This window comes from Proteiniborus sp. DW1, assembly GCF_900095305.1.
Lineage (GTDB): Bacteria > Bacillota > Clostridia > Tissierellales > Proteiniboraceae > Proteiniborus.
The window spans coordinates 121,850-147,887 of the sequence record NZ_FMDO01000014.1 but is presented as its reverse complement, the minus strand read 5'-3'; the positions used below and the strand labels follow the sequence as shown (position 1 = coordinate 147,887).

At 32.8% G+C, this 26,038-nt stretch carries 24 protein-coding genes, 1 riboswitch and 1 other annotated feature; of the genes, 6 read left to right on the top strand and 18 right to left on the bottom strand.

Annotation, left to right across the window (positions count from 1 at the left end; genetic code table 11):
* A partial coding sequence (locus DW1_RS04505; protein ID WP_143474353.1) for a UvrB/UvrC motif-containing protein occupies positions 1–811 on the top strand: 811 nt, incomplete at its 5' end.
* Positions 812–853: 42 nt separating this feature from the next.
* Here DW1_RS04505 and DW1_RS04500 read toward each other — a convergent pair.
* The 3 genes from DW1_RS04500 to trpS form a co-directional block, all read right to left on the bottom strand.
* Positions 854–1,237: a metallopeptidase family protein gene (locus DW1_RS04500; RefSeq protein WP_074349443.1), complete on the bottom strand. Its 384-nt coding sequence runs from the start codon at positions 1,235–1,237 to the stop codon at positions 854–856.
* A 156-nt stretch (positions 1,238–1,393) separates the two neighbouring features.
* Complete coding sequence (locus tag DW1_RS04495; RefSeq protein ID WP_074349442.1) at positions 1,394–2,011, bottom strand: superoxide dismutase; 618 nt, start codon at positions 2,009–2,011, stop codon at positions 1,394–1,396.
* A gap of 502 nt (positions 2,012–2,513) precedes the next feature.
* On the bottom strand, positions 2,514–3,509 hold the full coding sequence (trpS, locus tag DW1_RS04490) for a tryptophan--tRNA ligase (protein WP_074349441.1): 996 nt from the start codon (positions 3,507–3,509) through the stop codon (positions 2,514–2,516).
* A 120-nt stretch (positions 3,510–3,629) separates the two neighbouring features.
* Positions 3,630–3,837 (bottom strand) — a binding site (T-box leader).
* A gap of 152 nt (positions 3,838–3,989) precedes the next feature.
* Between trpS and DW1_RS04485 the strand changes: the two genes are divergently transcribed.
* Positions 3,990–4,847 (top strand): DegV family protein, encoded by an 858-nt coding sequence (locus tag DW1_RS04485; RefSeq protein WP_074349440.1) that lies wholly within the window; start codon positions 3,990–3,992, stop codon positions 4,845–4,847.
* A gap of 14 nt (positions 4,848–4,861) precedes the next feature.
* On the opposite strand, the gene pyrE is transcribed toward DW1_RS04485, so the two are convergent.
* Genes pyrE through pyrB form a run of 7 tightly spaced genes read right to left on the bottom strand, consistent with a single transcriptional unit; the run spans position 4,862 to position 10,468 of the window.
* Positions 4,862–5,425, bottom strand: a complete 564-nt coding sequence (gene pyrE, locus DW1_RS04480) for an orotate phosphoribosyltransferase (protein ID WP_074349439.1) — start codon at positions 5,423–5,425, stop codon at positions 4,862–4,864.
* Between the two features lies 1 nt (position 5,426).
* Positions 5,427–6,332, bottom strand: a complete 906-nt coding sequence (locus DW1_RS04475) for a dihydroorotate dehydrogenase (RefSeq protein WP_074349438.1) — start codon at positions 6,330–6,332, stop codon at positions 5,427–5,429.
* On the bottom strand, positions 6,325–7,065 hold the full coding sequence (locus tag DW1_RS04470; RefSeq protein ID WP_074349452.1) for a dihydroorotate dehydrogenase electron transfer subunit: 741 nt from the start codon (positions 7,063–7,065) through the stop codon (positions 6,325–6,327). Before DW1_RS04470 ends, DW1_RS04475 begins: the two co-directional genes overlap by 8 nt.
* On the bottom strand, positions 7,040–7,912 hold the full coding sequence (pyrF, locus tag DW1_RS04465; protein ID WP_074349437.1) for an orotidine-5'-phosphate decarboxylase: 873 nt from the start codon (positions 7,910–7,912) through the stop codon (positions 7,040–7,042). The genes DW1_RS04470 and pyrF overlap by 26 nt, the downstream gene beginning before the upstream one ends.
* Positions 7,899–9,107, bottom strand: a complete 1,209-nt coding sequence (locus tag DW1_RS04460) for a dihydroorotase (protein ID WP_074349436.1) — start codon at positions 9,105–9,107, stop codon at positions 7,899–7,901. Before DW1_RS04460 ends, pyrF begins: the two co-directional genes overlap by 14 nt.
* Before the next feature lie 3 nt (positions 9,108–9,110).
* A complete protein-coding gene (locus tag DW1_RS04455) occupies positions 9,111–9,542 on the bottom strand; it encodes an aspartate carbamoyltransferase regulatory subunit (RefSeq protein WP_074349435.1) in 432 nt (143 codons plus the stop codon).
* Complete coding sequence (pyrB, locus tag DW1_RS04450) at positions 9,542–10,468, bottom strand: aspartate carbamoyltransferase (protein WP_074349434.1); 927 nt, start codon at positions 10,466–10,468, stop codon at positions 9,542–9,544. The genes DW1_RS04455 and pyrB overlap by 1 nt, the downstream gene beginning before the upstream one ends.
* Before the next feature lie 321 nt (positions 10,469–10,789).
* Positions 10,790–10,894, top strand: a riboswitch (SAM riboswitch).
* Between the two features lie 151 nt (positions 10,895–11,045).
* On the opposite strand from pyrB, the gene DW1_RS04445 reads away from it, so the two are divergent.
* The 3 genes from DW1_RS04445 to DW1_RS04435 are packed head-to-tail and all read left to right on the top strand — an operon-like array spanning position 11,046 to position 13,522.
* Positions 11,046–12,059, top strand: coding sequence for a methionine ABC transporter ATP-binding protein (locus DW1_RS04445; protein ID WP_074349433.1), 1,014 nt, complete (start codon positions 11,046–11,048; stop codon positions 12,057–12,059).
* Positions 12,052–12,705 (top strand): methionine ABC transporter permease, encoded by a 654-nt coding sequence (locus DW1_RS04440; RefSeq protein WP_074349432.1) that lies wholly within the window; start codon positions 12,052–12,054, stop codon positions 12,703–12,705. Before DW1_RS04445 ends, DW1_RS04440 begins: the two co-directional genes overlap by 8 nt.
* A gap of 13 nt (positions 12,706–12,718) precedes the next feature.
* Complete coding sequence (locus tag DW1_RS04435) at positions 12,719–13,522, top strand: MetQ/NlpA family ABC transporter substrate-binding protein (protein ID WP_074349431.1); 804 nt, start codon at positions 12,719–12,721, stop codon at positions 13,520–13,522.
* A 122-nt stretch (positions 13,523–13,644) separates the two neighbouring features.
* On the opposite strand, the gene DW1_RS04430 is transcribed toward DW1_RS04435, so the two are convergent.
* The 8 genes from DW1_RS04430 to DW1_RS04395 form a co-directional block, all read right to left on the bottom strand.
* Complete coding sequence (locus DW1_RS04430; RefSeq protein ID WP_074349451.1) at positions 13,645–13,986, bottom strand: hydrogenase maturation nickel metallochaperone HypA/HybF; 342 nt, start codon at positions 13,984–13,986, stop codon at positions 13,645–13,647.
* 85 nt (positions 13,987–14,071) lie between these two features.
* Positions 14,072–16,774 (bottom strand): FAD-dependent oxidoreductase, encoded by a 2,703-nt coding sequence (locus tag DW1_RS04425; RefSeq protein ID WP_074349430.1) that lies wholly within the window; start codon positions 16,772–16,774, stop codon positions 14,072–14,074.
* 31 nt (positions 16,775–16,805) lie between these two features.
* Entirely contained in the window at positions 16,806–17,474 is a 669-nt protein-coding gene (gene hypB, locus DW1_RS04420; protein ID WP_074349429.1) for a hydrogenase nickel incorporation protein HypB, read from the bottom strand.
* Positions 17,475–17,909: 435 nt separating this feature from the next.
* Positions 17,910–19,163 carry an FAD-dependent oxidoreductase gene (locus DW1_RS04415; RefSeq protein ID WP_074349428.1) on the bottom strand — a complete coding sequence of 418 codons (1,254 nt, stop codon included), beginning with the start codon at positions 19,161–19,163 and terminating at the stop codon, positions 17,910–17,912.
* The gene (locus tag DW1_RS04410) at positions 19,156–20,220 is read right to left on the bottom strand and encodes a helix-turn-helix domain-containing protein (RefSeq protein ID WP_074349427.1); all 1,065 of its coding nucleotides are present in this window, start codon (positions 20,218–20,220) and stop codon (positions 19,156–19,158) included. Before DW1_RS04410 ends, DW1_RS04415 begins: the two co-directional genes overlap by 8 nt.
* A gap of 1,093 nt (positions 20,221–21,313) precedes the next feature.
* Positions 21,314–23,677, bottom strand: coding sequence for a phosphoenolpyruvate synthase (gene ppsA / locus DW1_RS04405; RefSeq protein ID WP_074349426.1), 2,364 nt, complete (start codon positions 23,675–23,677; stop codon positions 21,314–21,316).
* A 137-nt stretch (positions 23,678–23,814) separates the two neighbouring features.
* Positions 23,815–25,221 carry a L,D-transpeptidase gene (locus DW1_RS04400; RefSeq protein ID WP_074349425.1) on the bottom strand — a complete coding sequence of 469 codons (1,407 nt, stop codon included), beginning with the start codon at positions 25,219–25,221 and terminating at the stop codon, positions 23,815–23,817.
* A 142-nt stretch (positions 25,222–25,363) separates the two neighbouring features.
* On the bottom strand, positions 25,364–25,564 hold the full coding sequence (locus DW1_RS04395; protein WP_074349424.1) for a hypothetical protein: 201 nt from the start codon (positions 25,562–25,564) through the stop codon (positions 25,364–25,366).
* Between the two features lie 234 nt (positions 25,565–25,798).
* Between DW1_RS04395 and DW1_RS04390 the strand changes: the two genes are divergently transcribed.
* Positions 25,799–25,999 carry a DUF378 domain-containing protein gene (locus DW1_RS04390; RefSeq protein ID WP_074349423.1) on the top strand — a complete coding sequence of 67 codons (201 nt, stop codon included), beginning with the start codon at positions 25,799–25,801 and terminating at the stop codon, positions 25,997–25,999.
* Positions 26,000–26,038: the final 39 nt, after the last annotated feature.

Genomic DNA, 26,038 nt, shown 5'->3' with positions numbered 1-26,038 from the left:
GTATAATAGACATATGAAAAACACATCTTCTTATATATATGTAGGAATAAGTACTGATAAAAAATACCTAGGCATAAAAATAGTAACTACACCTAGTGAAAAGCACTCAACTATTCACTTTGGTCCATATACAAGTAAAAACACAGTTGAAAGGGCTATCCAAGGTATAAAGGAATTCTGCCAAATAGACTGTAATAGGTCTGGTAAAAAAAATGCTCCTTGTCTAAACTATTCACTAGGATTATGTATTGGCATGTGTTCAGGAGGAAAAGCGACTAAGGAATACTTAAAGATAATCAATAGAATTATAGACCTGTTTAATGGTACAGATGTAAGCATACTTGAAGAGATGGAGCAAAAAATGGTTCATGCATCCAATAATTTTGATTTTGAAACTGCTGCAAAATATAGGGATTATATTAGTGCAATTAAGACTTTATTAAATAAAGAAAAAGTAATAGAATTCACAGAGGAAAATAAAAACATATTAATAATTGAGAAACTAGATAATTCAATGGTTAAGGTCTTTCTAATAAAGGGAAATAAAGTTTTATTTAAAGAAAAATATGCTTCAAATGATAAATTGTTTACTAATATAAAGACAAGTATACTAAACTATTTCAAGTATAGTGAATTCAGTATAACTACAAAAATTAGCAAGGAAGATATAGATGAAGCTCAGATAATTTACAGCTATCTGAAGAGTAATAACTGCAACTATGTAATTATTCCAGAGGAATGGCTGGATTCAAATAATGAGTCTCACATTGAAGATGCAATTTCGAGCTTGTTTAATTCCAACAATAAATAGACATTCAGAAAAAACAGACTCCAGCAAAATGGAGTCTTTAATTTAGTCCTTAATTTTTCTCTTATATTCCTGTATATCACGATAATCCTTTATTTCTAATCCTCTTTCCCCTGCTAAGGATTCAAGGTGGTGGGTAAATTCATGTAATAAAGTGTCCTTTAGTTTATTACGTAAGCTTCTCTTAGAAACTCCACTATAAACCTTTTCAAATGAGCCATAATATATTGCAATACGTCTACCACTTGCACTTCTTGAATATTCTCCTAAGATGTATAGGGTATCAGTATCTCTACTTTCCGGATGTATTTTATACTCAGGTAGAAGTATAATTCCTTCATTTAATTGATTAAAGAAGTATTGAGGTATTTCTTCTGCTATTTCATCTAGCATTTCATGAATTTCATCTATTGAAGAGAAATCACACATATTAAAAATTCCTTTCCTGTTAACTTGTATCTAAAAATGCTCTAATTACATAATATCTTATTTTGATTACACATACAATAACTAAGTACAATCTACAGTTAATACTGCTAAGAAGTCAATGAGCCCTGCTTTTACAAGGCTCAAATACAATAAAGTTTATTTAGTTTTCAGTCCTTTAAACCTTTTAACTACCTTTTTCCAATCCACTACGTTCCACCAAGAATCAATATAATCTGCTCTTCTATTCATGTATTTTAGGTAATAAGCATGCTCCCATACATCAATACCTAGTATAGGCTTTCTATTATTTGATATCGGATTGTCTTGATTTGGAGTAGCTTCAATTGATAGTTTTCCATCCTCACCAAGGACTAACCATGCCCATCCGCTACCAAACTGACCTAAAGCAGCTTTTTTGAAATCCTCCTTAAATTTTTCAAATCCACCTAGCTCCTCATCAATTTTTGAAGCTAAATCTCCTTCTGGTGCACCTCCACCTTCTGGTGACATTATGTCCCAGAATATTGAATGATTGTAGTGACCTCCACCATTATTCCTAACTGCTTTTCTAATGCTTTCTGGTAACCCATCTAAAGATTTTAGTATTTCTTCAATCTCCATATTTTGAAGATTATCATGTCCTTCTAAAGCTTTATTTAAGTTGTCAACATATGCTTGATGATGCTTTGAGTAATGAGTTTCCATTGTCAATTTATCTATATGTGGTTCTAATGCATCAAAAGAATAATTTAGTTCTGGTAACTTAAATGCCATAATATCTCTCCTCTATTTATATATTAATATAATAATTGTTATCGTATTTTATATATATCCAATTTTGATAATGATAAACATTATCATTTGTGTGGAATTATATAATAATAATTTTACAAAATCTCTTTAAATAATAAAAGCTTCTAACAAAATCTTATTAAAATAAGAAAGCTATTTTTTGAAACTCATTAAAGTCAAGTCCTTGAATCAATTTATTAAAATAAACTTATCTATTCGTTATAAAAAAAGCAGAAGTAATATCTTACTATTCTATATAAGTAAAAATGGATAGGTGAGAAAATCCTATCCATTTCTATTTCTTATTTAAAAGTTATTTTTTTCTTTAGATTGCATCTTTTACCTCATCGTCCTTATCTCACCAGACATAATGTACTCCTAGCTTTTAAATTATATCCCCACTTTTCTGCATACTCTTGTTATACTTCTTTTGTTGCGATATTAATATTTTTAAATCCAGCTTTTTGCAGATATGCTTTTAGTTCTATCTTGGTATAAAGCCAACCTTTTTGTAGACTTTTCTTAAAGTTTTATTAGCTACATACTCTGCTTGTTTTGCTCCTTCTGTGTATATTTTTTCTAGGTAATCCTTATTTTTCATTAGATCTGCAAATTTTTCTCTAACAGGTTTTAGCCCTTCTACTACAACTTCACTTAAATCAGTTTTAAACTTTCCATATCCTTGTCCTTCGTACTTACTCTCTATTTCCTCTATACTTTCTCCTGAAAGCTTAGAGTATATTGTTATAAGATTCTTTATGCCTGGCTGTTCATCTGAATATTTCACTAGCCCTATTGAGTCTGTGACTGCTCTCTTGATTTTCCTAACTGTAGTGTCATTATCCTCTATTAAAAGTATATAATCATTTTCATCGTCTCCTGATTTTGACATTTTGCTTAGAGGATTTTGTAATCCCATAATTCTACTTCCGAATTTAGACACATATATATCTGGTACCTTAAAGGTTTCGCTATATCTGTTGTTGAATCTTATGGCTAAGTCCCTCGCAAGCTCTAGGTGCTGCTTTTGATCATCTCCTACAGGCACTAGGTCTGCTTGGTATAATAGAATGTCAGCAGCCATTAGTACTGGATAGGTGAATAATCCTGCGTTTAAGTTTTCTTCTCCTTTTTGTGACTTTTCTTTGTATTGTGTCATTCTTCCTAATTGCCCCATATATGATATACAATCTAATACCCATGCTAGTTCAGCATGTGCACTTACATGGGATTGAAAAAATAGAGTGTTCTTTTCTGGTTCTATACCAGATGCAATATATTGAGCTAATACCTCTAAAGAGCGTCTTCTTAAATCCTTTGGTTCCTGTGGCACAGTTATAGCATGTAAATCTACAATACAATAATAGCATTCATATTCATCTTGAAGTGCTACCCAATTTTTTATTGCTCCTAAATAATTTCCCAATGTAGGTTCACCTGTAGGCTTCACTCCACTAAAAATAACTTTCTTTTCACTCATAGCAATTCCTCCTTATTTTAACTATATACCTAGTCCTCTAAAAAATTAATTCTTCACTAAGTTGAGAATAACATGAGAATTATAGTTCTCTCATATATTAAAAAAAGCTTCTCATCTCAAATAAGAGACGAAAAGCTACTTCCGCGGTACCACTCTAGTTAGTCATATGACTCACTTAATCTATAACGGTAGATGCCGTCAAATCCTACTATTATTTCAGATTTGAACTCATGAGTCCATTCAACAAATATCAAAGCTTCAGGCTTCCACCATCCCTGAATCGCTGCGGCTTGATTAGATGTTTACTACTCTCATTCATTGCTTTAGATATGTTATTATAATTATTATACATAAATATTTAAAAAAGTAAACCTGTTTTTTCATAAATTATGCTGCTATAATAATAATTGTTATATTACGTATTTTAGTAGTATAATATGTATTAGATACGATTTAGAAGAAGAAGGGGGAGAAATACAAGTGAGTAAGGTAAAGATATTTGCTGACAGCACTTGTGATCTAAGTAGGGACCTTATTGAATCCAATGATATTTCTATAGTCCCTTTATATGTTGGCTTTGATGATAGCTCATACAAAGATGGAGTTGAAATCTCAACTAAAGAGCTATATGCTAAAGTAGATAAGTGCAGCAAGCTTCCTAAAACCTCTGCTCCATCACCTTTGGACTTTATCAATGCTTTTAGACCATTTGTTGAGGAAGGAAAAGATATACTTTATATAGCACTTTCATCCAAATTATCATCAACATTGCAAAATGCAAAAATAGCTGCTTCTGAATTTCCAGATGCAAAAATTGAAATTGTGGACTCATTTAATTTATCTACTGGAATAGGGCTTCTTGTTATGAAAGCAGTGGATTTAGTAAAGGAAAATTTAGGAGTAGAAGAAATAGCAGAAAAGATACGAGAACTAGTACCTAAGGTAGAAACAGCTTTTGTGCCAGATACATTAGACTATCTGCACAAAGGAGGAAGATGCTCTTCTCTTCAAGCTTTAATGGGGAGCATGTTAAGAATTAGACCTATAATTAAGGTAGTTGATGGTGGAATGATAGTAGGTCAGAAAGCAAGAGGAAAAAGAGAAAAGATTCTTGAAACCATGCTCAATAATGCTCTTAAAGATAAGGATAATATGGACAAGAAAAGAGTATTTGTTACTCATACTGAAGGTCTACAAGATGCCATGTTTCTTAAGAAAAAATTGGAAGAAAGCTTAGATGTTGAGGAAATTATAATTACTGATGCTGGATGTGTTATATCCAGTCATTGCGGGCCTAATACTGTTGGAATTTTATATATCTTAAATGAAAAAATATAACGGCTGAAAAGCCGCTATATTTTTTCTCTACTTCCTGGTTTAATATATGGAATACCTTTATTACAAAGTGGACAATGGTCTTTATCATAGCTTTCTATATCTAGTTTAATTGCACTATATACTGGATATTGCAGTTTTTCTTTGCTCCTATCTGCTATGCATGCAATTCCTAATATCTCTCCACCAAATTTTTTAACTACTTCTATAGCTTCTAAAGCAGACTTCCCTGTAGTCACTACATCTTCAGCAATTAATACCTTATCACCTTTTTTTATCTCAAAACCTCTTCTCAAAACCATTATATCAGATGTCTTATCTCGCTCTGTAAATATGGCTTTTTTACCTAACTGCCTTCCAATTTCGTAAGCTACTAGCACTCCTCCCATTGCAGGCCCAAGTACAATATCTACATCAAAGTCTTTTATCTGGTCAACTACTACTTTTAAAACCTTACCAGCTTCTTCTGGGTATTGAAGAACCTTAGCGCATTGAATATATCTGTCACTATGCTTTCCTGATGATAATAAAAAATGACCTTCTAATAAAGCCTCTGTTCTTTTCAAAATATCTAATACCATATTATCCCCTCCTTGCTATTCCTTTGATTTCATTAACAGATTTAATCCCTTCTTTGGTTAAAAAATCTTTTATCCCTTGAACTATATCTAAGGATATATCTGGCTTTATAAAGTTAGCACTACCAACTTGAATAGCATCTGCTCCAGCCATTATAAACTCGATTGCATCTTTCCAGTTCGTGATTCCACCTATTCCAATTACAGGAATATTTACTGCCTCTGATACTTCATAAACCAATCTCAAAGCTATTGGTTTAATAGCTGGACCTGATAATCCTGCAAAGATATTATTAAACACTGGTTTTTTCTTATATATATCTATAGCCATTGCCTTAAAAGTATTTACAAGGGACAATGCATCTGCTCCAGCATCACAGCATTTAATTGCCATATCAACTATATCTTCTGCGTTAGGTGATAATTTTATAATAACTGGTTTTTCTGACACTCTTTTTATCTCTTTAACTATTTCATAGGCTATATTAGACTTAATTCCAAATGCCATGCCCCCAGCTTTAACATTAGGGCATGATATATTAAGTTCTACAAAATCCACACTAGTTTTGTTTAGTTTCTCTATTCCCTTTACATACTCCTCTATACTTCCTCCTCCTAGATTTGCAATGACTACTGTATCAAGTTCATTCATAAATGGTAGTTCATTTGCTATAAAATTATCCATGCCTGGATTTTGGAGTCCTATACTGTTTATTAATCCTCCAGTTGTCTCATAAATCCTAATTCCTTCGTTACCCTGCTTCTCATACAAGGTTAAACCTTTAGTACATATGCCTCCTAGTTTAGAAACATCAAAGTAATTCGAATATTCTCTCCCAAATCCAAATGTTCCAGATGCTGCTATTACAGGATTTTTAAATTCGACACCACATATATCTACCTTAAGCATGAAGTATCACATCCTCACCATTGAATATTGGACCATCCTTACATACTGTCTTCATACCCTTATTAGTCTTACAGGTACATCCTAGACAAGCACCAATACCACATGCCATATGGTTTTCCTGGGAAATGTAAATCCTTTTATTATTAGCTAGGCTGGACTTTATTACCTTTTCCATCATTATGCTTGGTCCACAGCTTAGTATAATATCATATTTTCTAGAGTCAAAAATATCTGTTATATAACCTTTATGTCCAAACTTACCAGTATCAGTTGAAATATAAATTTCATTGACAATACTCTTTATTTCATCTATTAAATATACTTGTTCTCTAAAGCCTGCATAGAAATCAACTTTACAGTTTCTTAATTGTTTTGCCGTATAATACATTGGTGCAATCCCAATTCCACCTGTTACAATAGCTACTTTACCTTGGATATTATCTATATTGAATCCATTACCTAAAGGACCTGTAAGGTTAATATAGTCAGCTCTTTTTAGTTGACTAAATAGTTCAGTACCTTTTCCTCTAACTTCATAAAGAAATTCTATTTTCTCTTTATCTAGATTGTGGATGCTAATAGGTCTAGATAAGAATGGTTCCATATCCCATGCCCTTAACATATAGAATTGTCCTGGTTTCCCTTGAAGATCACCTGCTAAAGTCATTTTAAAGATTCCCTTTACTATTTCTTTGTTATCAATGATTTTAGTCTTTATATGCCTTGACTGCATCATTTATGGCCTCCCTCATGGATAATGCCTCTTGTCTAGCATAGACATCAAAGGCATTTTCATTGTCATGTTTTTTATAAGCAAGCAGAATATTCCTAGATGAGTTTACTATTCCGCCATTTCCATGCTTTAAATATCTAACTACATCTTCTACCCTACCTCCCTGAGCTCCATATCCAGGAATAAGGAAGAACATATTGTCTAAGTTCCCTCTAATATCCTTAGCTTCATCAGAATGAGTACATCCTACAACTCCTCCTATTGAGCTATATCCACATTTTCCCATATACTCCTTGCCTAAATCTTTAATTTTATCTCCTACTATTTTATAGACTGTATTCTTGTTGTAATCTTTTATATATTGAATATCATAAGCACCTTCATTTGAAGTTCTAATCAAGATGAATAATCCTTTTTCCTTATCTCTTACATAGCTTAGATATGGCTTTATGCTATCCATGCCCATATAAGGATTTAAGGTTATAAAGTCACTTTCAAAATCTCCTTCAAAATGCGCCTTGGCATACATTTCAGCTGTTTTTGAAATATCTCCCCTTTTTACGTCTGCTATTACTAAAGAGTTTCTTTCCTTAATATATTTAATTGTCTTTTTATATGCTATTAAACCTTCAATTCCAAAAGCTTCATAGTATGCAATTTGAATTTTATAACATGCAACAATATCGTGAGTTGCATCTACTATTCTTTTGTTAAACTCAAATATTGCATCTGATATTGAAGAAAATCTCTTAATAACCTCTTCAGGAATATAATCAATAGAAGTATCTAACCCCACGCAAACTACACCTTTTTCTGCTACTGACTCATACAATCTATCTATTATCATAATCTAGCTCCTTTCTCATATATACTATCCTTCCAGCTTTAATAGTTGCCTCTATACTTCCCCAAACCCTTTTACCATTAAAAGGAGTGTTTTTCCCCTTTGATGCAAATTCATAGGAATTTATTTCATACATTCTTTCAATATCTACTAGAATTAAATCTCCATCAAAACCTTCTTTAATTTGTCCTTTATTTAACCCCATGAGCTTAGCAGGATTATTTGACATAAGATCAGATAATCTTTTTAGGGAAATATGTCCTTCTTTCACTAACCCTGTGAAGCATACTGAAAAGGCTGTTTCTAGCCCAGATATTCCAGGAGCACCTTTCTCTTTATCTAATTGACTATGTGGTGCATGATCAGTAGCTATAACATCTACCCAACCATTCTTTATGCCTTTTATAAGAAACTGCTTATCCTCATCTGTTCTAAGTGGAGGATTTACAGTATACTTAGTACTATCATCTAAAGCAATATGATGTGGAGTCACTTCACAGGTGATCCTTAGTCCCTTTTTCTTACCTTCAACAATATATTTTAATGCCTCTTTTGTACTTACATGGGCAATATGCAGTCTTGCATTAGTCTTTTCAGCTAACTCTATATCTCTAGATGTCATTATGTTCTCTGACAGTCTTGTATCGTATTTACTTATTTCTCTATTCTCAGCATGCGACATTACAATAAGATTTTTTTCTGCTGCTTTTAGCATAGCCTCTAGCATAGCTACATTATTTTCCACTCCATTTCCATCGTCTGATATGATTTTTACTCTATCATCTATACTATCAAGATGTGCTGTGCTTATTCCATTGAATCCATCAGTTATAGACACGCATTGATGTACATCTATCATCCCAATTTTTTTAGACTTATCTAATACATATTCTACTGTTTCCATACTACTGCAAACAGGCTTTGTATTTGCCATGAGGTTCACAGCTGTAAAGCCTCCTCTTAGCGCTGAATGACTTCCTGTTAGTAAATCTTCCTTATACTCAAAGCCAGGCTCCCTAAAATGACAATGCATATCTATAAAAGAAGGTAGAAGGATAAGTCCTTCTGCCCTTATTGTTTTACAATTTTTTTGGATGTTGGAGTCTATTCTTTCAATAATTCCATTATTAATATAAACATCTAAGAAACAGTCCTTGTCACTATCTATTACTCTAGTTCCTTTTATTAATAATTCCATGCTCTATACCTCCAGAAAATGATATATCTCATCACAATACTCGCATCTATACTGACTATTTTTCTCATCTACTAATACAAACCTATGGGTTATATCTCTTTCTATAGACGTTACGCATCTAGGATTTTTGCAAATAATTATATCCTCCACTTTTTCCGGAAGTCTCGGTTTTATCTTTTCTACTATAGCTTCGTTCTCTATAATGTTAATTGTTATATGAGGATCAATGAGTCCAAGTACTGTTAAATCAAAGTCTATTACATTTTCTATTTTGATAATATCTTTTCTTCCATGTTTTTTGCTCGGGGCATTTTTTATAAGTGCTACAGTATAATTTGCTTTGTCTAGGCCTAAATAATTAAATATCTTAACTCCTTGCCCAGCCTCTATATGATCTATTACAATTCCTCTCTTTATGCTATTTATAGTGACCATTATTTAACCACCCCCAAAAGTTTTGCAATAAGTGCCATTCTTGCAAACATGCCAAACCTAGCCTGCTTAAAGTAACAAGCTCTTAAATCTTTATCTACATCGTAGGATATTTCATTTACTCTTGGAAGCGGATGCATGACAATCATATCAGGCTTTGCTTGAATCATCTTTTCAGCATTCAAAATATAACTGTCTTTAAGCCTTACATAATCATCCTCGTTGAAAAATCTTTCTCTCTGTACTCTAGTCATATAGAGAATATCCAAGTCTTTTATAGCATCTTCTATTTTTTCTACCTCATTAAAGGATATGTTGTTTTTTTCTAGTACTTCAATTTTTATATAATCTGGAATACGTAATTCTGGAGGGGATATGAGAATAAATTTATTATCTTCATATCTTGACAGTGCTTTAATAAGTGAATGAACTGTCCTTCCAAATTTAAGGTCTCCACATAGTCCTATGGTTAAATTTGAAAGTCTTTTCTTTATGCTTCTAATAGTAAGAAGGTCAGTTAGTGTCTGAGTTGGATGATGATGTCCTCCATCACCTGCATTAATTAATGGAATAGTAGAATAGATTGAAGCTAGCTTAGGAGCTCCTTCTTTGGGATGTCTCATAACTGCAATATCTGCATAGCAGCTAACTGTTCTTATAGTATCTGCTATACTTTCTCCTTTTGCAGCTGAGCTTGAGCTAGGTTCAGAGAAGCCTATTACTCTCCCCCCCAATCTAAGCATTGCTGCTTCAAAGCTTAGTCTAGTCCTTGTACTTGGTTCAAAGAATAAAGTGGCTAGTAGTTTCCCATCACATATGTGAGCATATTCTTGAGGATTTTTAATCATTTCATCTGCTAAATCAAATATCTCATTTAGCTCCTCATTTGTAAAATCCATTGGCTCAATTAAATGTCTTTCTGCTAACATACAAACTCCTCCTTTTCAGTCTCACTGGACTAGTTTAAAGGCATAAAAAAACCTCCATAGGAAGGCATGATAGTAGACAGCTTAAAATTAAAGCGTCCTATATATTCCTTCCTAATCTCTCTGGATTAGATTAAAGGTTTCTCTATTGTCTGTAGGTATATTATCATTGAAATAAAAAAAAGTCAATTAGATTTTATAGATTTTATTATCTTTATTTTTCATGAATATGAGGTAAACAAAAATTATAAAAAAAATGTTGACAAAGAGTTTTAAAATGATTAAAATAGATAAATATAATGACAATAGTAAATAAAAATAGAACTCTTATCTAGAGAGGTGGAGGGACTGGCCCAATGAAACCCAGCAACCAGTGTTTTTTAACACGAAGGTGCTAATTCCTGCAGCAAGTATGCTGAAAGATGAGAGAGGATAGATAACTTGTGTATTTTACCTCTTTCATTTGAAAGAGGTTTTTTGAATTTATAAGGATTATTCAGATAGAATAGAAAAAACTATCTGTAAAGAATGCTTTCTGATTGTCTAATTTAGTACAGTAATTTGTTAAAGAGGTGAAGTGATGATTGAAATTAAAAACCTAAGCAAAGTTTACAAAAGTAAAACTTCTAATGTAAGGGCATTAAAAGATGTTAACCTACAGATAAAAAAAGGCGAGATATTTGGAATAATTGGACTTAGTGGCGCAGGAAAATCAACTCTCATTAGAACTATTAACAGGCTAGAAGAGCCTACAGAAGGTTCCATTGTTATTGAAAATAAAAACATTACTAAGTTAGATAAAAAAGAGCTAAGGAACTTTCGAAAAGAAATTGGAATGATATTTCAACATTTTAATTTAATGAGTTCTAGAACAGTATTCCAAAATATAGCTTTCCCTTTAGAAATAAATGGACATGATAAAAATACTATAGAAAAAAAGGTAAATGAACTGCTCGAACTAGTAGAATTAGTTGATAAAAAGAATGCATATCCATCTCAGCTAAGTGGAGGGCAAAAACAAAGGGTTGCTATAGCTAGAGCTCTTGCCAATAATCCAAAGATACTTCTCTGTGATGAAGCCACATCAGCATTAGATCCTAAAACTACTAAGTCAATACTTAACTTGATAAAAAAAATTAGAAAAGAATTTAACCTTACAGTGGTTCTCATAACTCACCAAATGGAGGTTATAAGGGAAATATGCGACAGAGTAGCCATCATAGAAGGCGGCAAAATAATTGAACTAAATACAGTAGAAGAAATATTTGCAAAGCCTCAAACTAGCACTGCAAAATCCTTTATCTCCCATATTCATAGAAGTGATGAGAAAGAGATAATTTACCCTAAGATACCACATTCTAGTGTAATTAGACTGAGCTATTTAGGAGATTCTGCTAAGAAACCTATTATTTCAAGCCTAATCAGAAAGTTTAATATTGATATAAATATATTATCTGGTGATATAGATGAGCTACAATCTACCAGCGTAGGTAATCTTCTGATTCAAGTTCTAGGAGATAGTAAAGAAGTTGAAAATGCTTTTGATTGGCTCAAGAATCAAAATATTGACTTAGAGGTGATATGGAATGGATAATCTAGTTTCTCTTTTACTTCCTTCATTATGGGAAACTCTAGTGATGGTAGCTTTATCTACAATATTTTCATTGGCACTTGGATTTCCTCTAGGGATACTATTAGTCATTACAGAAAAAGGTGGGATATGGGAAAAGCTAGCGCTAAATTCAATATTAAGTGGAATAATCAATATATTTCGTTCCTTCCCATTTATTATACTTATGATATTTGTAATGCCTCTAACAAAGATAATTGTTGGCAAATCCATAGGAACACTTGCAACTGTGGTGCCTTTATCCATTGCAGCTGCTCCATTTGTGGCTAGGATTATAGAAGGTGCTTTAAAGGAAGTAGATAAGGGCATAATAGAAGCTGCATCTTCAATGGGTGCTTCTACTTTTGAAATAATAAGTAAGGTATTAATTCCAGAAGCCATGCCTTCATTAGTTCTTGGAATCACATTAACCATTATAAACTTAATAGGGTATTCTGCTATGGCTGGAGCAATAGGAGGAGGTGGACTAGGTGATTTAGCTATACGCTACGGTTATCATAGATTTCAGCCTGATGTAATGATTGCTTCTGTTATTCTTATAATAATAATTGTTCAAACAATACAATTCATAGGCAACAGATTAGCACTTATAATAGATAAAAGAAAATAAGGGGGAAAATATAATGAAAAAATCTTTAGGTATTTTATTAACAATTATTTTAGTAACATCTATAGTAATTACAGGTTGTAACTCAAATTCAGATAATGACAAGGTTATAGTCGTTGGAGCTTCTCCAGAACCTCATGCTCAAATGCTGAAACTAATTGCAGATGATTTAGAAAAAGAAGGCTATGAGCTTAAGATAGTAGAATTTACAGACTATGTAAAACCAAACCTAGCTCTAGACGAAAAAGAATTAGATGCAAACTTCTTTCAACACTTACCTTATTTGCTAGAATTTAATGAAAAAAACAATCTTGATTTAGTTTCATTAGCTAATATTCATATTGAGCCTATGGGACTATACTCAAATAAAATCAGTGACATAAGTGAGTTAAAGGATGGTGCTGAAATAGCTATTCCTAGTGATACTGTAAATGGTGGAAGAGCACTTTTAATTCTTGAAGATAATGGCTTAATTAAGCTTAAAGAAGGCGTAGAATTAAACGCTACTGAAAATGATATTGTGGAAAATCCTAAGAATATTACTATTAGGCCTCTTGAAGCTGCTCAATTACCTAGATCATTAGACGATGTGGATGCTGCTGTTATTAATGGTAACTATGCACTACAAGCCAATCTAAATCCTACTAAGGATGCACTTCTTATAGAAAAATCCAACTCACCTTTTGCTAATATAGTAGCTATAAGAAAAGGTGAAGAAAACAGTCCAAAGCTTCAAGCCCTAGTAAAAGCCCTTCAATCTGATGAAGTTAGAGCTTTTATAGAAGAAAAATATAATGGTGGAGTTATCCCATCATTTTAAATCAAATTAAAATATATCCTTCATATGCTCAGGATGATAATTTTCATGTCATCCTGAACGAAGTGAAGGATATATTACTCCTTACTTTTCTATGTAATTAGAATTATTTTTATATTAGCCTATTAACAAGCGATAATTTCTTTAATGACGAATTCTCTACCACTTAATAATTCCCAGTGGTTGTTATGGCAATAGGGACATTGTTTATTATGCTGAATTAAATTAAATACCTTGTTGCATATACAACATTTGGCATTGCCTGGTATTATCTCAATTCTTAGCTTTGTATTCTGTAACATGGTACCGTCCACTGCAGCAGGATAGCAGTCCTCAACATACTTTGGTATTACTGAGGATAACTCGCCTATTTGAAGTACTAAGGTATCTATTTTTGATACTCCATTCTTATGAGCAAAGTTTTCAACAGTTTTAACAACTTTAATCACTACCCCTAGCTCATGCAAGTAATTCACCTCTGCTTTTCTACATATAATGTTATAGGGAGCAACGGCTTTATGCTCCCTTTTCATTTTCAAAGAATATTTTATATTATCTTACACCTTTTACTTTCTTTTGACCTCTTAGGGTTTTCTTAGCCTTATGTACAAGGATTCTACCTTTTCGCTTAATAATGTTCTTAACTATTACTGGTTTAAGCTTTTCAAACGCTACTCCTACTTCATCATATTTTTTAACAAGTGATATGGCATCAAACTTGCACCTAGTAGTACATGCACCACAACCTACACATATATACTCGTCAACAGTAGTAGCTCCACAGCCAAGACAACGTTCTGTTTCCTTCTTAATTTGCTCTTCTGTAAATGTGCCTCGTAAATCTTTGAAAGATGTTCTAGCTTTGGCTCCATCAACATGGTTTATCTTTTGTCTTGGAATACGGTCATATCCTTCAAGACTTAAATTCTCCTTATCAAATGCACGATATTCTCTTCTATCACGACCAAAAATCAAGCTTTGTCCTGGATGTACATATCGATGAATCGAAATAGCTCCTTCTTTACCTAAGGCTATGGCATCAATTGCAAACTTTGGACCGGTAGCTACATCACCACCTGCAAATACATCTGGCTCTCCTGATTGAAGTGTAAATGGATCAACTTTAATTGTTCCATTAGAATTGAGTTCGATTTTTGAGTTCTCTAGTAACCCACCCCAATCAATTGCTTGACCTATGGAAATTAAAACATTGTCTGCCTTAACAATCCTTGTTTGCTTTTCATCAAATACAGGTTTAAACCGTTTATTTTCATCAAAAACTGAAATACACTTTTTAAACTCAACACCTGTAACATGTCCATTTTCTGTAATGATACGCGTTGGACCCCAAGAGTTATTTATTTCTATGTTTTCAGATAATGCCTCAGCAATTTCTTCCTCAAGAGCTGGCATTTCTTCTCTGCTTTCTAGACAGAACATATCAACCTTTGAAGCTCCAACTCTTGTAGCTGTTCTCGCAACATCAATAGCAACATTACCTCCACCTATTACAACAACATTTCCTTCAAGTTTTACTTCATTTCCTAGGTTAACATTAACTAGAAAGTCAACTCCTGCTGTAACACCTTTTGCTTCTTCACCTTCAATACCTAGCTTTCTACCTGCTTGTGCTCCAATTGCCAGATAAAAGGCTTCGTATCCTTGTTTTCTTAAGTCGTTAAGACTTATATCCTTACCTACTTCAACTCCAGTTTTAAACTCTACTCCTAATTCTCTTAATATATCAATTTCTGAATTAACAACATCTTTCTCTAGTCTATAGGATGGAATTCCTAGTGTTAACATACCGCCAAGCGCTTTTTGCTTCTCAAATACTGTTACCCTATATCCATCAATAGCCAAGTAATAAGCACAAGATAGGCCAGAAGGGCCACCACCAATAATAGCGATTTTGTTTCCGTATTCATGTCTTTTTTTAGGTACATATCTAGTATCTGCATTAAGGTCTTGCTCTGCAATAAACTTCTTAATCTCATCTATGGCAATTGGCTCATCAATATCGCCTCTAGTACAGACAGATTCACATGTTCTAGGACATATCCTACCACACACTGCTGGGAAAGGATTTTCATGCTTAATTAATTCAAGAGCATCCTTATATCTTCCTTGAGCTGCCAGCTTAATATAGCCTTGGACTGAAATATGAGCTGGACATTGTGTCTTGCAGGGACTTGTACCTGTTTCTACAACATTTTCTCTATTTATTCTATAGTCTGGATTCCATTTATCTGGCCCCCACTCAGTATTAGATGGAAAATCCTCTCTTTTATTTTCAGGAAGTGGCGTTTTAGTACATAGTTTCTGACCTAGCTTAAGTGCATTAACAGGACAGACCTGAACACATTCACCACATGCAACACATTTATCTTTATCGACTTTAGAAACATAATTCGAACGTACCATATCATTATTTAAAAACATAGTTGCAGATCTTAAAGAAAAACAGCTACATCCACAACAGTTGCAAATTGCATGAGTCTCACCTGGACCATCTGTATTAGGAATTTGGTGCATCAAACCATTCTCTTCTGCTTTTCTAATGATTTCAAAAGCTTCTTCACGAGTAATCTGCCTACCCCTACCTGTACGAATATAGTATTCAGCAGCATGGCCAAGCTGGATACACATATCTTCCTTTAAGTGGCCGCATCCCTCTCCCATGATTTCTCTAGCTGTACGACAAGAGCAATCTGAAACCGAAAAAATTTCACTGTCATTAAGATATTTGGAAACCTCCTCATAGGATGCCCTTCTTGTCTCTCCATCGATTGCTGTTTCTATAGGAATAACTCGCATAAGCCCTGTTCCCACTGGAAAAGCACCTGCGGTCTTTGGCCCTCTTACTCTTCCATAGGCTTCAAAAGACTCTGCAATCTGTGGATGTTTCCTAACATTTTCTTTATGATTGACCATCATTTCCATAACACCTGGTATCCAAGTGTCAAGCCAGTATTTATCAACTCCGTCCCTTTTTCCAACAAAGCAAACACCTGCTACCGCCAAATCCCATAGGAGCTTTTCTGTTTCTTCTATAGTTTTACCACATAAAGGCGCAACTTCTTCAGCACTCTTAGGTTTACGAAATTCTAGATGCAATCCTACCTCTGCCATTTCTTCTGTAACAACAGGCTCTAAAATCAGATACTCAGGATCCCTTTCAGTATATGCATCTTTAGAACCAGGCTTTTTCCTACCAATATGATTAGCAAGATTCAATACTCTTTGTCTGACCATATTTATCCCCCCACTAGTAAGCTGTTTTTCGCTATTCTTTCCAGCTTTTTACTTCACTACGTATCCAATCTGCCCATTCATTAATTCCTTCACCAGTTTTTGCAGAAATAGGTATAATCTTAATATTTGGATTCAATTTTTTAGCATGTTCCTTAACTGCTTCTAGATCAAAATCAAAATAGTCTACCACATCAATTTTATTAATCAATAGAACATCAACTACTGAAAACATTAGAGGATACTTTAAAGGCTTATCATCACCTTCAGGTACACTTAATATCATGGCATTTTTAGAAGCACCTGTATCAAATTCTGCTGGACATACTAAGTTCCCCACATTTTCTAAAATTACAAAGTCAATCCCCTCAATTCCTAAGCCCAATAGACCCTGCCTAGTCATATCAGCATCTAGGTGGCACATGCCCCCTGTATGTAGTTGTATAACCTTTGCACCAGTTTTAGCCACTGCTTTTGCATCTACATCGGAATCAATATCTGCTTCCATAACACCAATAGTCATATCATCTTTTAAAGCTTCAATAGTCCTAAGAACTGTTGTTGTTTTTCCTGAACCTGGTGATGACATTAGATTCAATAAAAAAGTCCTGCTTTTCTTTAATTCTCCTCTGAGCAACTCTGCTTGTCGATTATTGTCCTCAAAAACGCTCTCTTTGATTTCTAAAATTTTAAATGTTTCCATACTACTCCCCACCTTTCTATAAATGATAAATTCATCCATAAATAAATTCCAGTATAATATTGTTATTATTTTATCATTTTTATTTTACCTAAATATAAATTTACTGTCAAAAAAGAAAAACATTGATAATTCAACGTTTTCACAAATAATATTTCAAGTATTGTTTACACTACTGTTTTTTTAACTAAGGTATTTATATATTATTCATATGTTTTATAAAATAAAACTGTAAATTATACTTGAATGTAAAAAAATCTCACATAAATTCTACAACTCTATGGACTAAATATGGGAATAATAGCGTATTAATGATAGTACTATCAATATCATACTGTGATTATTATAATATTTGTTATTTTTTTAACATAGTTTTCTATGGTTACTTGTCTAAACATATGAATATAAAGTATTTTTATCCTATATAGTGAAGTTAGCCTAAAAAAAGCGATTCAATAAATCTATAGAATACCTTATACAGTTGTCTATTGAAAGTGTACTCATAATTTCTCCAGCCAGAAAAATGTTATTTTTACCTTGCATTGCTTCCATTTTATCATAAAAGCCATTTTCTAATTCACTAGTATCTACATAGGGACAATGCTTCCAGTGTTTTGCTTGATAGAGTCTAGGATTTTCTACTCCTAGTCTTGACAAATCACCTATAATAATTTCAAGTGGTGATAACTTTGAGTCATAAGGAGGGTCATATGCATAAAGTATGATTAATTCTTCATCATTACTTATTTCCCATCTTGTGTTCCATATGGTTATATGTCCCTGTCTGCTAGGTGATAGGTTTTCAAGTATACATCCACATCCCTTTGGAACTCTATTTGCTAGAAATGCATATACATTAAATGATTGATATTTTATTCTATTTAGGCGTTCCTTCATATCTCTGTCCCAAAAATGAAAATGGGAAAATTGCTCTAAAGGTGTAGTAATAATGACACGATCATATTCCAATACTTCATAAGGTGTCTTCACATGTAGTTTTCCATTGGAAGCTAATAAAATATCTATAACCCTTTGTCCTAACCTAATATCTTTAATTGATTTACTTAGTGCTTCTGTCAAAGAAGTCACTCCATCCTTCCATGTAGAGAACTCCGGCAATCTCATAAATGACATTAAATGGTCATAATTCATTATCTTAAGAACATAAAGGGCTGGAACCTCTTCAATATTGCCTAACCCAAAAATAGTGAAATAATGTACATAAACAGTTTTTAGAACCTTAAATTGATGGATATCACACCACTTTGAAAATGTTAACATCAGTGCCGACTCAATATTTTGAAGACTAATATTTTCCAATGAGCTATACTTCTCTAAAACATCAGGTAATCTGTCTAATTCGTCTATAAAATCCTTTAATAATTCCTTGGGTATTTGCATAGTTTTTTTACCGTCAGCATTGTAATTGATACGAGACAGTTTAGGTCCATCAGCCTTAATATCTAGCTGTTCCATCAACCTTTTAAGGTTTAATTGAGATGGTAACCCAAAACTAGCCCCCAGTTCATAGGATTTTCCTTTGTACCATATGGTATATAGCTTACCTCCTATGCGCTCACTCTTCTCGAATATAGTTACATTTTCATATCCTCTTTTTATAAGTCCTTCTGCTATGACTAGTCCAGAAATCCCTCCCCCCACAACTGCAACTTTACAATTTGGCTTATTCATCTGTATCACCTCTCTTAGATGAATTTATCAATGCTAGAATCCATAGTGGCAATGTATCAAAATCTACATTATTCTGTGCTGCTCTTTCAAGAATAACTTCTACTGGTGTTTTTCCTGAATTTGAACCACTTGTAATTACAGTTTGAAAATTATATGTCCTCATAAACTTATTTAATGCTCTGTCAACCTTAGCAAATGAGTCTATACCACTATTTAGACCAATTTTATTGTAAAACTCTGTAGTTAAAAACTCATTAAACTTTTTCGTATCGTCTAGTAATGCGCTTTCTTCTGGAGCAATAAACACATGATTAATATTAAAATCTTCTATTATTTCCTTGTACCTTGTTCCTTTTACAAAGTAAGGTAAAAAAGTTCTTTCCTTTACAGTAATTAAATTTTCAATGCTTAAATTAAAAACCTTCAATAAATATGCTAGTTTAAGTTCAAAGTGATGCCAAACATCTATATCTTGTTTCTTATTGTATAGTTTTACCTCTCTATATGTGGAACTAGTATCATAAATACTGTATTGATATATTCTACCTATTCCATCATAAGTGCCCATAAAGTCAATTCTTTGGATAACTAAATACCCAGGATAAGCATCTTGCGACTTTGCAAAACTTTTCTCTTCTTTACTGTAATTTGCTTTGGTTTTCATGTTTATTTTTTTATTCTTTGAATATATTAAACGTTGAGCTCTCTTAGTTAAATCATTACGCTTTAATACATTGTAAACACCTGTTTCACCCACATCAATTCCCTCAGCTCTTAGCTCATAATATATTCTTTTTGGTCCATCTGTCGGATATTTAATCACATATGTTAATATTTCCTGCTCAATTTCCTTACTAACCTTATTGGGCATTTGAGGTTTTTTAGGTTCCTTACACTCTAATCCAACCATGCCATATTTCTGATATGCTCTTTTCCACTTATAAAAGGTTGTCCTTGAAATGCCAAAAAGCTCACAGGTTTGAGATATGTTATTTCCCTTTAGAGCATGTTTTAAAATTATGTACTTATTATGTGCGTTAAACCCCCTACATTTCATGAAATTAACCTCTCTCTATAAAATTCTAAATTATTCAGCCATATATACGTAGTTAATTCAAACTATAAATCCTTTCTTCGATAATATAAAATATTACCTAAAAATAACAATAGGGATGTGCTAGCTAATACCACAACTGCAGCTAAAGCTGTTGTGGTGTAAGTTCCATTCAAAATCCTAAAAGGATTTATTTAATTTGATAGGATAATTACATCATATTGGTTGAAATCTACATTATTAACATCTCTTATAAACTTTCCATGTTCTTTACGGTTAACCACATAAGACAAAACTTTATTATTCAGTCCATTCAATTACTAGCATTTAAGTTAAAATTAAACTGTGGAAATATTATTCCCAAAATCCTATTAGTGCTAAATAATAATAGTAGTAATTTTGACAATAATAGCGGAATGATTCTGAAATATTAGAAAAATAATTACAGGAAAAATCGAATGTATTGTTACTAGGTGTAGTATTTAGGCTAGTGCTTGTTCTGAAGGATATGATTTAAAAATAATTTTAATGCATGAATAGTTCTGCACTCTTTTGAATATCAGTTCTATTTGGATTCTTAGATTTTCAGGATCAACAATAGGTGTGTTAAATTTATAGCAAAGCTGTAACTGTCTTAAACACCTCTTTATAAAGTTAATTCCCATTTATGTTATAATTTAGTCATTACTATTTTAGTATAATTTACTTTTTTAAAAATATCAATACTTTTACCTTTTGTAATATTAGATATTTCTTGAGTAAAACGATATTATCCTCATAATTATCATTAATATAATAGAATTTCTAGAATCTAATAAAGAAACTATTTATTTTTTAATAAATACTTATATTTCTATAAAGGCAATGTTTCTTTTCATTATAAAAGCTTCAAGAAATCTGAACATTTTACTAGAAAAGCAATAGCCACTCTGAGCAAATCTCATTTTAATGATGCATTACTTGAGATAAGACTATTCTTAGCTATAAGTTATACACATATAGCAAAATAGCAATGGAGAAACTGATATAGATAAGGCTAAAGATAAACGTTATAAAGCCCTTCTAGTTATAAACCAGAAGGGCTTTTATTAATGTACTATAAATTTCTTATCTTATTCAAAATCATTCTTTGTTCAACTGATGCTACAAGTCTTCTTGTATATGATACTGTATCTGGGTTTACGCTCATGCTGTCTATTCCTTCTTTTACTAGGAATTCTGCAAATTCTGGATATTGAGAAGGTCCTTGACCACAGATTGATATGGTTTTTCCATATTTATGAGCAGCTTTTATTAGTATAGATATTGCTCTCTTAACTGCTTCGTTTCTTTCATCAAAGTATCCCATGTTGTTTAGTATTCCTGAATCTCTGTCAGCCCCCATTGTAAGCTGTGTTAAGTCATTGCTTCCTATACTGAATCCGTCTACCATTTGAGCAAATTCTTCTGCTTCGAATACTACTGATGGTACTTCTGCCATTATCCATAGCTTAAAGTTTCTTCCTTGCTGTAGGCCTTCTTCAGCCATTATTTCCTTTACCTTTTTAAGCTCCCATGTAGTTCTTACAAATGGTAGCATTACGTATACGTTAGTTAGTCCGTATTCATCTCTTACTTTTCTGATTGCTCTACACTCTAATCTAAATCCTTCTTCATATTCTGGAGAAATATATCTAGATACTCCTCTCCATCCTATCATTGGGTTAGCCTCTATTGGCTCTACCTCGTCTCCGCCTTTTAATCCTCTAAACTCGTTTGTTCTAAAGTCACTTAATCTAACTACTATAGGTTTCGGATATATTTCTTGTGCTACCTTTGTTATACCTTCTGCCATTTTGTCTATTAAAAGCTGACCTTGACCTGTTCTTAATAGATACATTGGATGAGCACCAACTAGATTAGTAAATATAAACTCAGTTCTCATTAGTCCTATACCGTCAAATGGTAAGTTCTTATATCTTCCAATCATTTCTGGCTCGCCTAGGTTCATGTATATCTTAGTAGCAGTAACTGGGGCTAGCTGGTGGATTAATTCTTCACTAACAACTCCTGCTGTAGCTGTAGCTGTTTTTTCTTCTTTTTCCTGCTTCTCTTGAAGAACTATACCTTTATAAACAACTCCTCTTGTGGCATCTACTGTTACTTCCATTCCTTCTGTCAATACTTCGCTTGCTTTCTTGCCACCTACTATACATGGAATACCTAATTCTCTAGATACAATAGCAGCGTGACATGTTCTTCCACCTTCATCTGTAACTACCGCTGCTGCTCTTCTCATGGCAGGTACCATATCAGGGTTTGTCATTACTGTAACTAATATATCTCCATCCTGTACTCTATCTATTTCAGTGATATCTTTAATATTTCTTACTTTCCCACTATTAATTCCTGGTGATGCAGGTAAACCTCTTACTAATGTAACTAGTTCTGCAGGTTGTTGTGAAGTAGTCATTTCCTTGCTCTCTCCCTTTAATGTAGTGATTGGTCTTGCCTGTAATATATATAATTCTTCAGTATCAGCATCTAATGCCCATTCAATGTCCTGTGGTGATTTATATAAATCTTCTATTAACATTCCGTTCTTTCCTAAATTAGCTACTTCTAAATCATTTAAGCATTGAGTATTAACCTTATCATATCCAAGGTATTCTTCTACTTTTACTTCTAGTGTTCCAACATCGTCCATATTTTTTATAACCATTGTATTTTTCTCAGCTATGTTTTTCTCAACAACAGCTAATGTTTTCTTATCAAGTATAAATTCATCAGGAGTCACTATACCAGAAACTACTGCTTCACCAAGTCCCCAACTAGCATTTATCATTATTTGATTTAAGTCACTAGTAATTGGGTTTGCTGTAAACATAACTCCAGATATTCTACTGTTAACCATCTTTTGAACAACTACACTAAGTGCAACCTCTTCATGTTTAAATCCTTGATGTGCTCTATAGTATATTGCTCTTGCTGTCCATAGAGATGCCCAGCATCTTTTAATGTGTTTTAGTACTTCTTCAATTCCACTTATATGAAGATATGTATCCTGTTGTCCAGCAAATGAAGCTTCTGGTAAGTCCTCTGCAGTTGCAGAACTTCTAATAGCTACGAGCGGATCAGTTAGTTTTACTTTTTCACTAAATTCAGTATAAGCTTTAACAATTTCCTCTTCTATTTCCTTTGGCATATCTGCCTTAACTATTAAACCTCTTATTGAAGCACTTTTAAGTTGAAGCTCTGATGAGTCTTCCATATCTAGTCCTTCCAGCATATTTAGTATGTCACTTTGAAGACCTGATTTGCTTATGAAATCTGTATAAGCTGAAGCAGTTACGCAAAATCCTGGCGGAACGTTAACCCCTTTAACAGTTAACTCTCCAAGGTTTGCACCCTTACCACCTACCAGTGGTATATCTTCCTTGTTTATCTCATTAAACCACATTATATATTTATATTCGCTCATTTATATTACTCCCTTCATATATTTCTATATATATTATAGCATATATATTTAAATGTGCTATACTTTTTTAAAAAATATTTTTAAAAAACATACTTTTTCTTAGAAAAAAGCCTTCTTACTTGAAGAAGACTTTTAAACTAATCAATCACAATTACTGCAGTATCATTTAAGTCAGCCCAATCATATAGAAACTTTGCATGACTAGTATAGTTTCTCACACATTTTGCTGACCTAGGAGTAGTTCCTATTGTTAATAGGTACTCTTTCATTCCTGGGTCAACATTTTCTCCATTTTCTTTCACAAAGTTAACTGGTATTCCATGTATATATGCTCCAGCTGAAAATCTTGTACCATAAGGTGCATATCCACCTAACTCTCCAGTGCTATAGTCTAGAAAATAAAATCTGTCCCTTTTTTGTAGCACCTTAAAACTGCCAGTGGGAGTCTCATATTTGTTATTATCTGGTACACCTGTTGTTGCAAGTGTATATGAAATCATAGTCCATCTACCATTTCTATTTTCAAATAAAGCTTGATTTTGATTTATTTTATCTACTACTACAGCCTTCTCTAATCTATCTAGATTGTCATCAAATGAAATGAAGTTCTTAGGTATCCAAAACTCCCCATCATAAACTAAATTTCTGACCTTAAAATGTCCTTCTGCCTCATCAAGAATAGATACTATCATCCCATCAGGAAAATATCTAAATTCATTTAGGTTTTCGGGGTCATAATAGGCTGGTGCGCTTTGATAAGCTTGAATTCCAAATTCATCAATAGCCTTTCCATCCTTAAGTGGTGGTGAGCCATTTTTATTTTTGTAGTTAGATATATATCCGTATGGAAACTGAGCTAAAGCCTCCTCTAATCTTCCAATTTCATCAATCATATCATCAAATCTAAACCTTCTAGGTGTGCCTGATTCACCTGTTATATACCCATAGACCGTCTCTCCGTTTTCTAGCCAAGATATTAAATACCATACTTGTGTAATATTTGCGTTATTTATGTTAGCTCTTGCTTCAAGCTTTATCTTAGAATACTGTGTTGCTTTTCCTAGAACCGCAGAATCAAATGTTGGATTTTCATAGATATTGACATTATCAGATGTAATTAGCAAATAGTCATAAGGTATATCGTAGTTATGGTATCTTATATCTACATCTATTTCATCTGGTATTTGAGTAGCATACATCTGAGCCCCAATAGAACTTAAATTATTAGCAAGGTTCTCTGAGTTAAATCTATTTGTGCTATTTGCCATACTATTTTGCTGAAATGTAATATCTTTTTTCTCTCCAGCCATATTTATATAGGTATTTGTGATTTCCCTATCTTCATCAATGTCAATATAATTTATATCAGATTCTATATCATCATCTTGAACAATTTCTTCTCCTCCAACACCTCCCTCTTCAGTATTGATTTCTGGATTATTTTGAACTTGATTGTTAGGCAGTTGAGGTTTATTTTGTCCTCTTGGAGCACATGATGTGAGAAACAATACTAGAACTAGCAATATTAAAAAATATTTCTTCATATTAAAATACACCTCCCAGTGTATTTAGTTTAACCAAAAAAACAATAAAAAAAGTATTAAAATGATTTTTATGTAAAATTAAAAAACAGGTTTCAATAAAAATAATTGAAGCCTGTTTTTTAAAATTAATTGATAATTGTACTTACCAAGAGAAGCATCTGTTGAATATAAATACTAGTATCAAGAAAAAGAAAAGTAAGCTTTCTTCCATATCGTCAAACAAAGGACAGTTGCAAAAAATGAGTACTAGCAATAGGAAGAAAAATAGCAGAGTTTCATTGCTATCGTCAAATTTAACCGCTTCAACTTCTGATGGCATATTGCTGCTAATTTCTAATGACATGATATCCTCCCCTTTATATATAAATATTAACTTTTGGGTCAAGACTATGTAACCCACTGTTCATACTACATATTATTCTTTGTTCTAAAAATTGTTACTTTTTATTAGCAAGGTTTGAGTGTAAACAAAAAAACGTATGAATATCCTTAAAAAACGACAAAGTCATAGGTATAATAAACCAATTAAATAGAAATAATAACTTATGTACTTAGATATATTATAAGGAGTGATATTATGGATACATTGGCATTAGTTTTAGTTATTATAGGAGCATTAAACTGGGGTCTAATCTCTTTATTTCAATTTGACCTTGTGGCAAACATTTTTGGGGGGCAAGATGCTCTTTTAAGCAGAATAGTATATGGACTAGTAGGATTAGCGGGAATTTACTGCATTAGTTTATTGTTTAGAGATAGACATAGAGTTGATAGTTAATTAATGACCAAAACAAAAGGGTAATCAATAGACTACCCT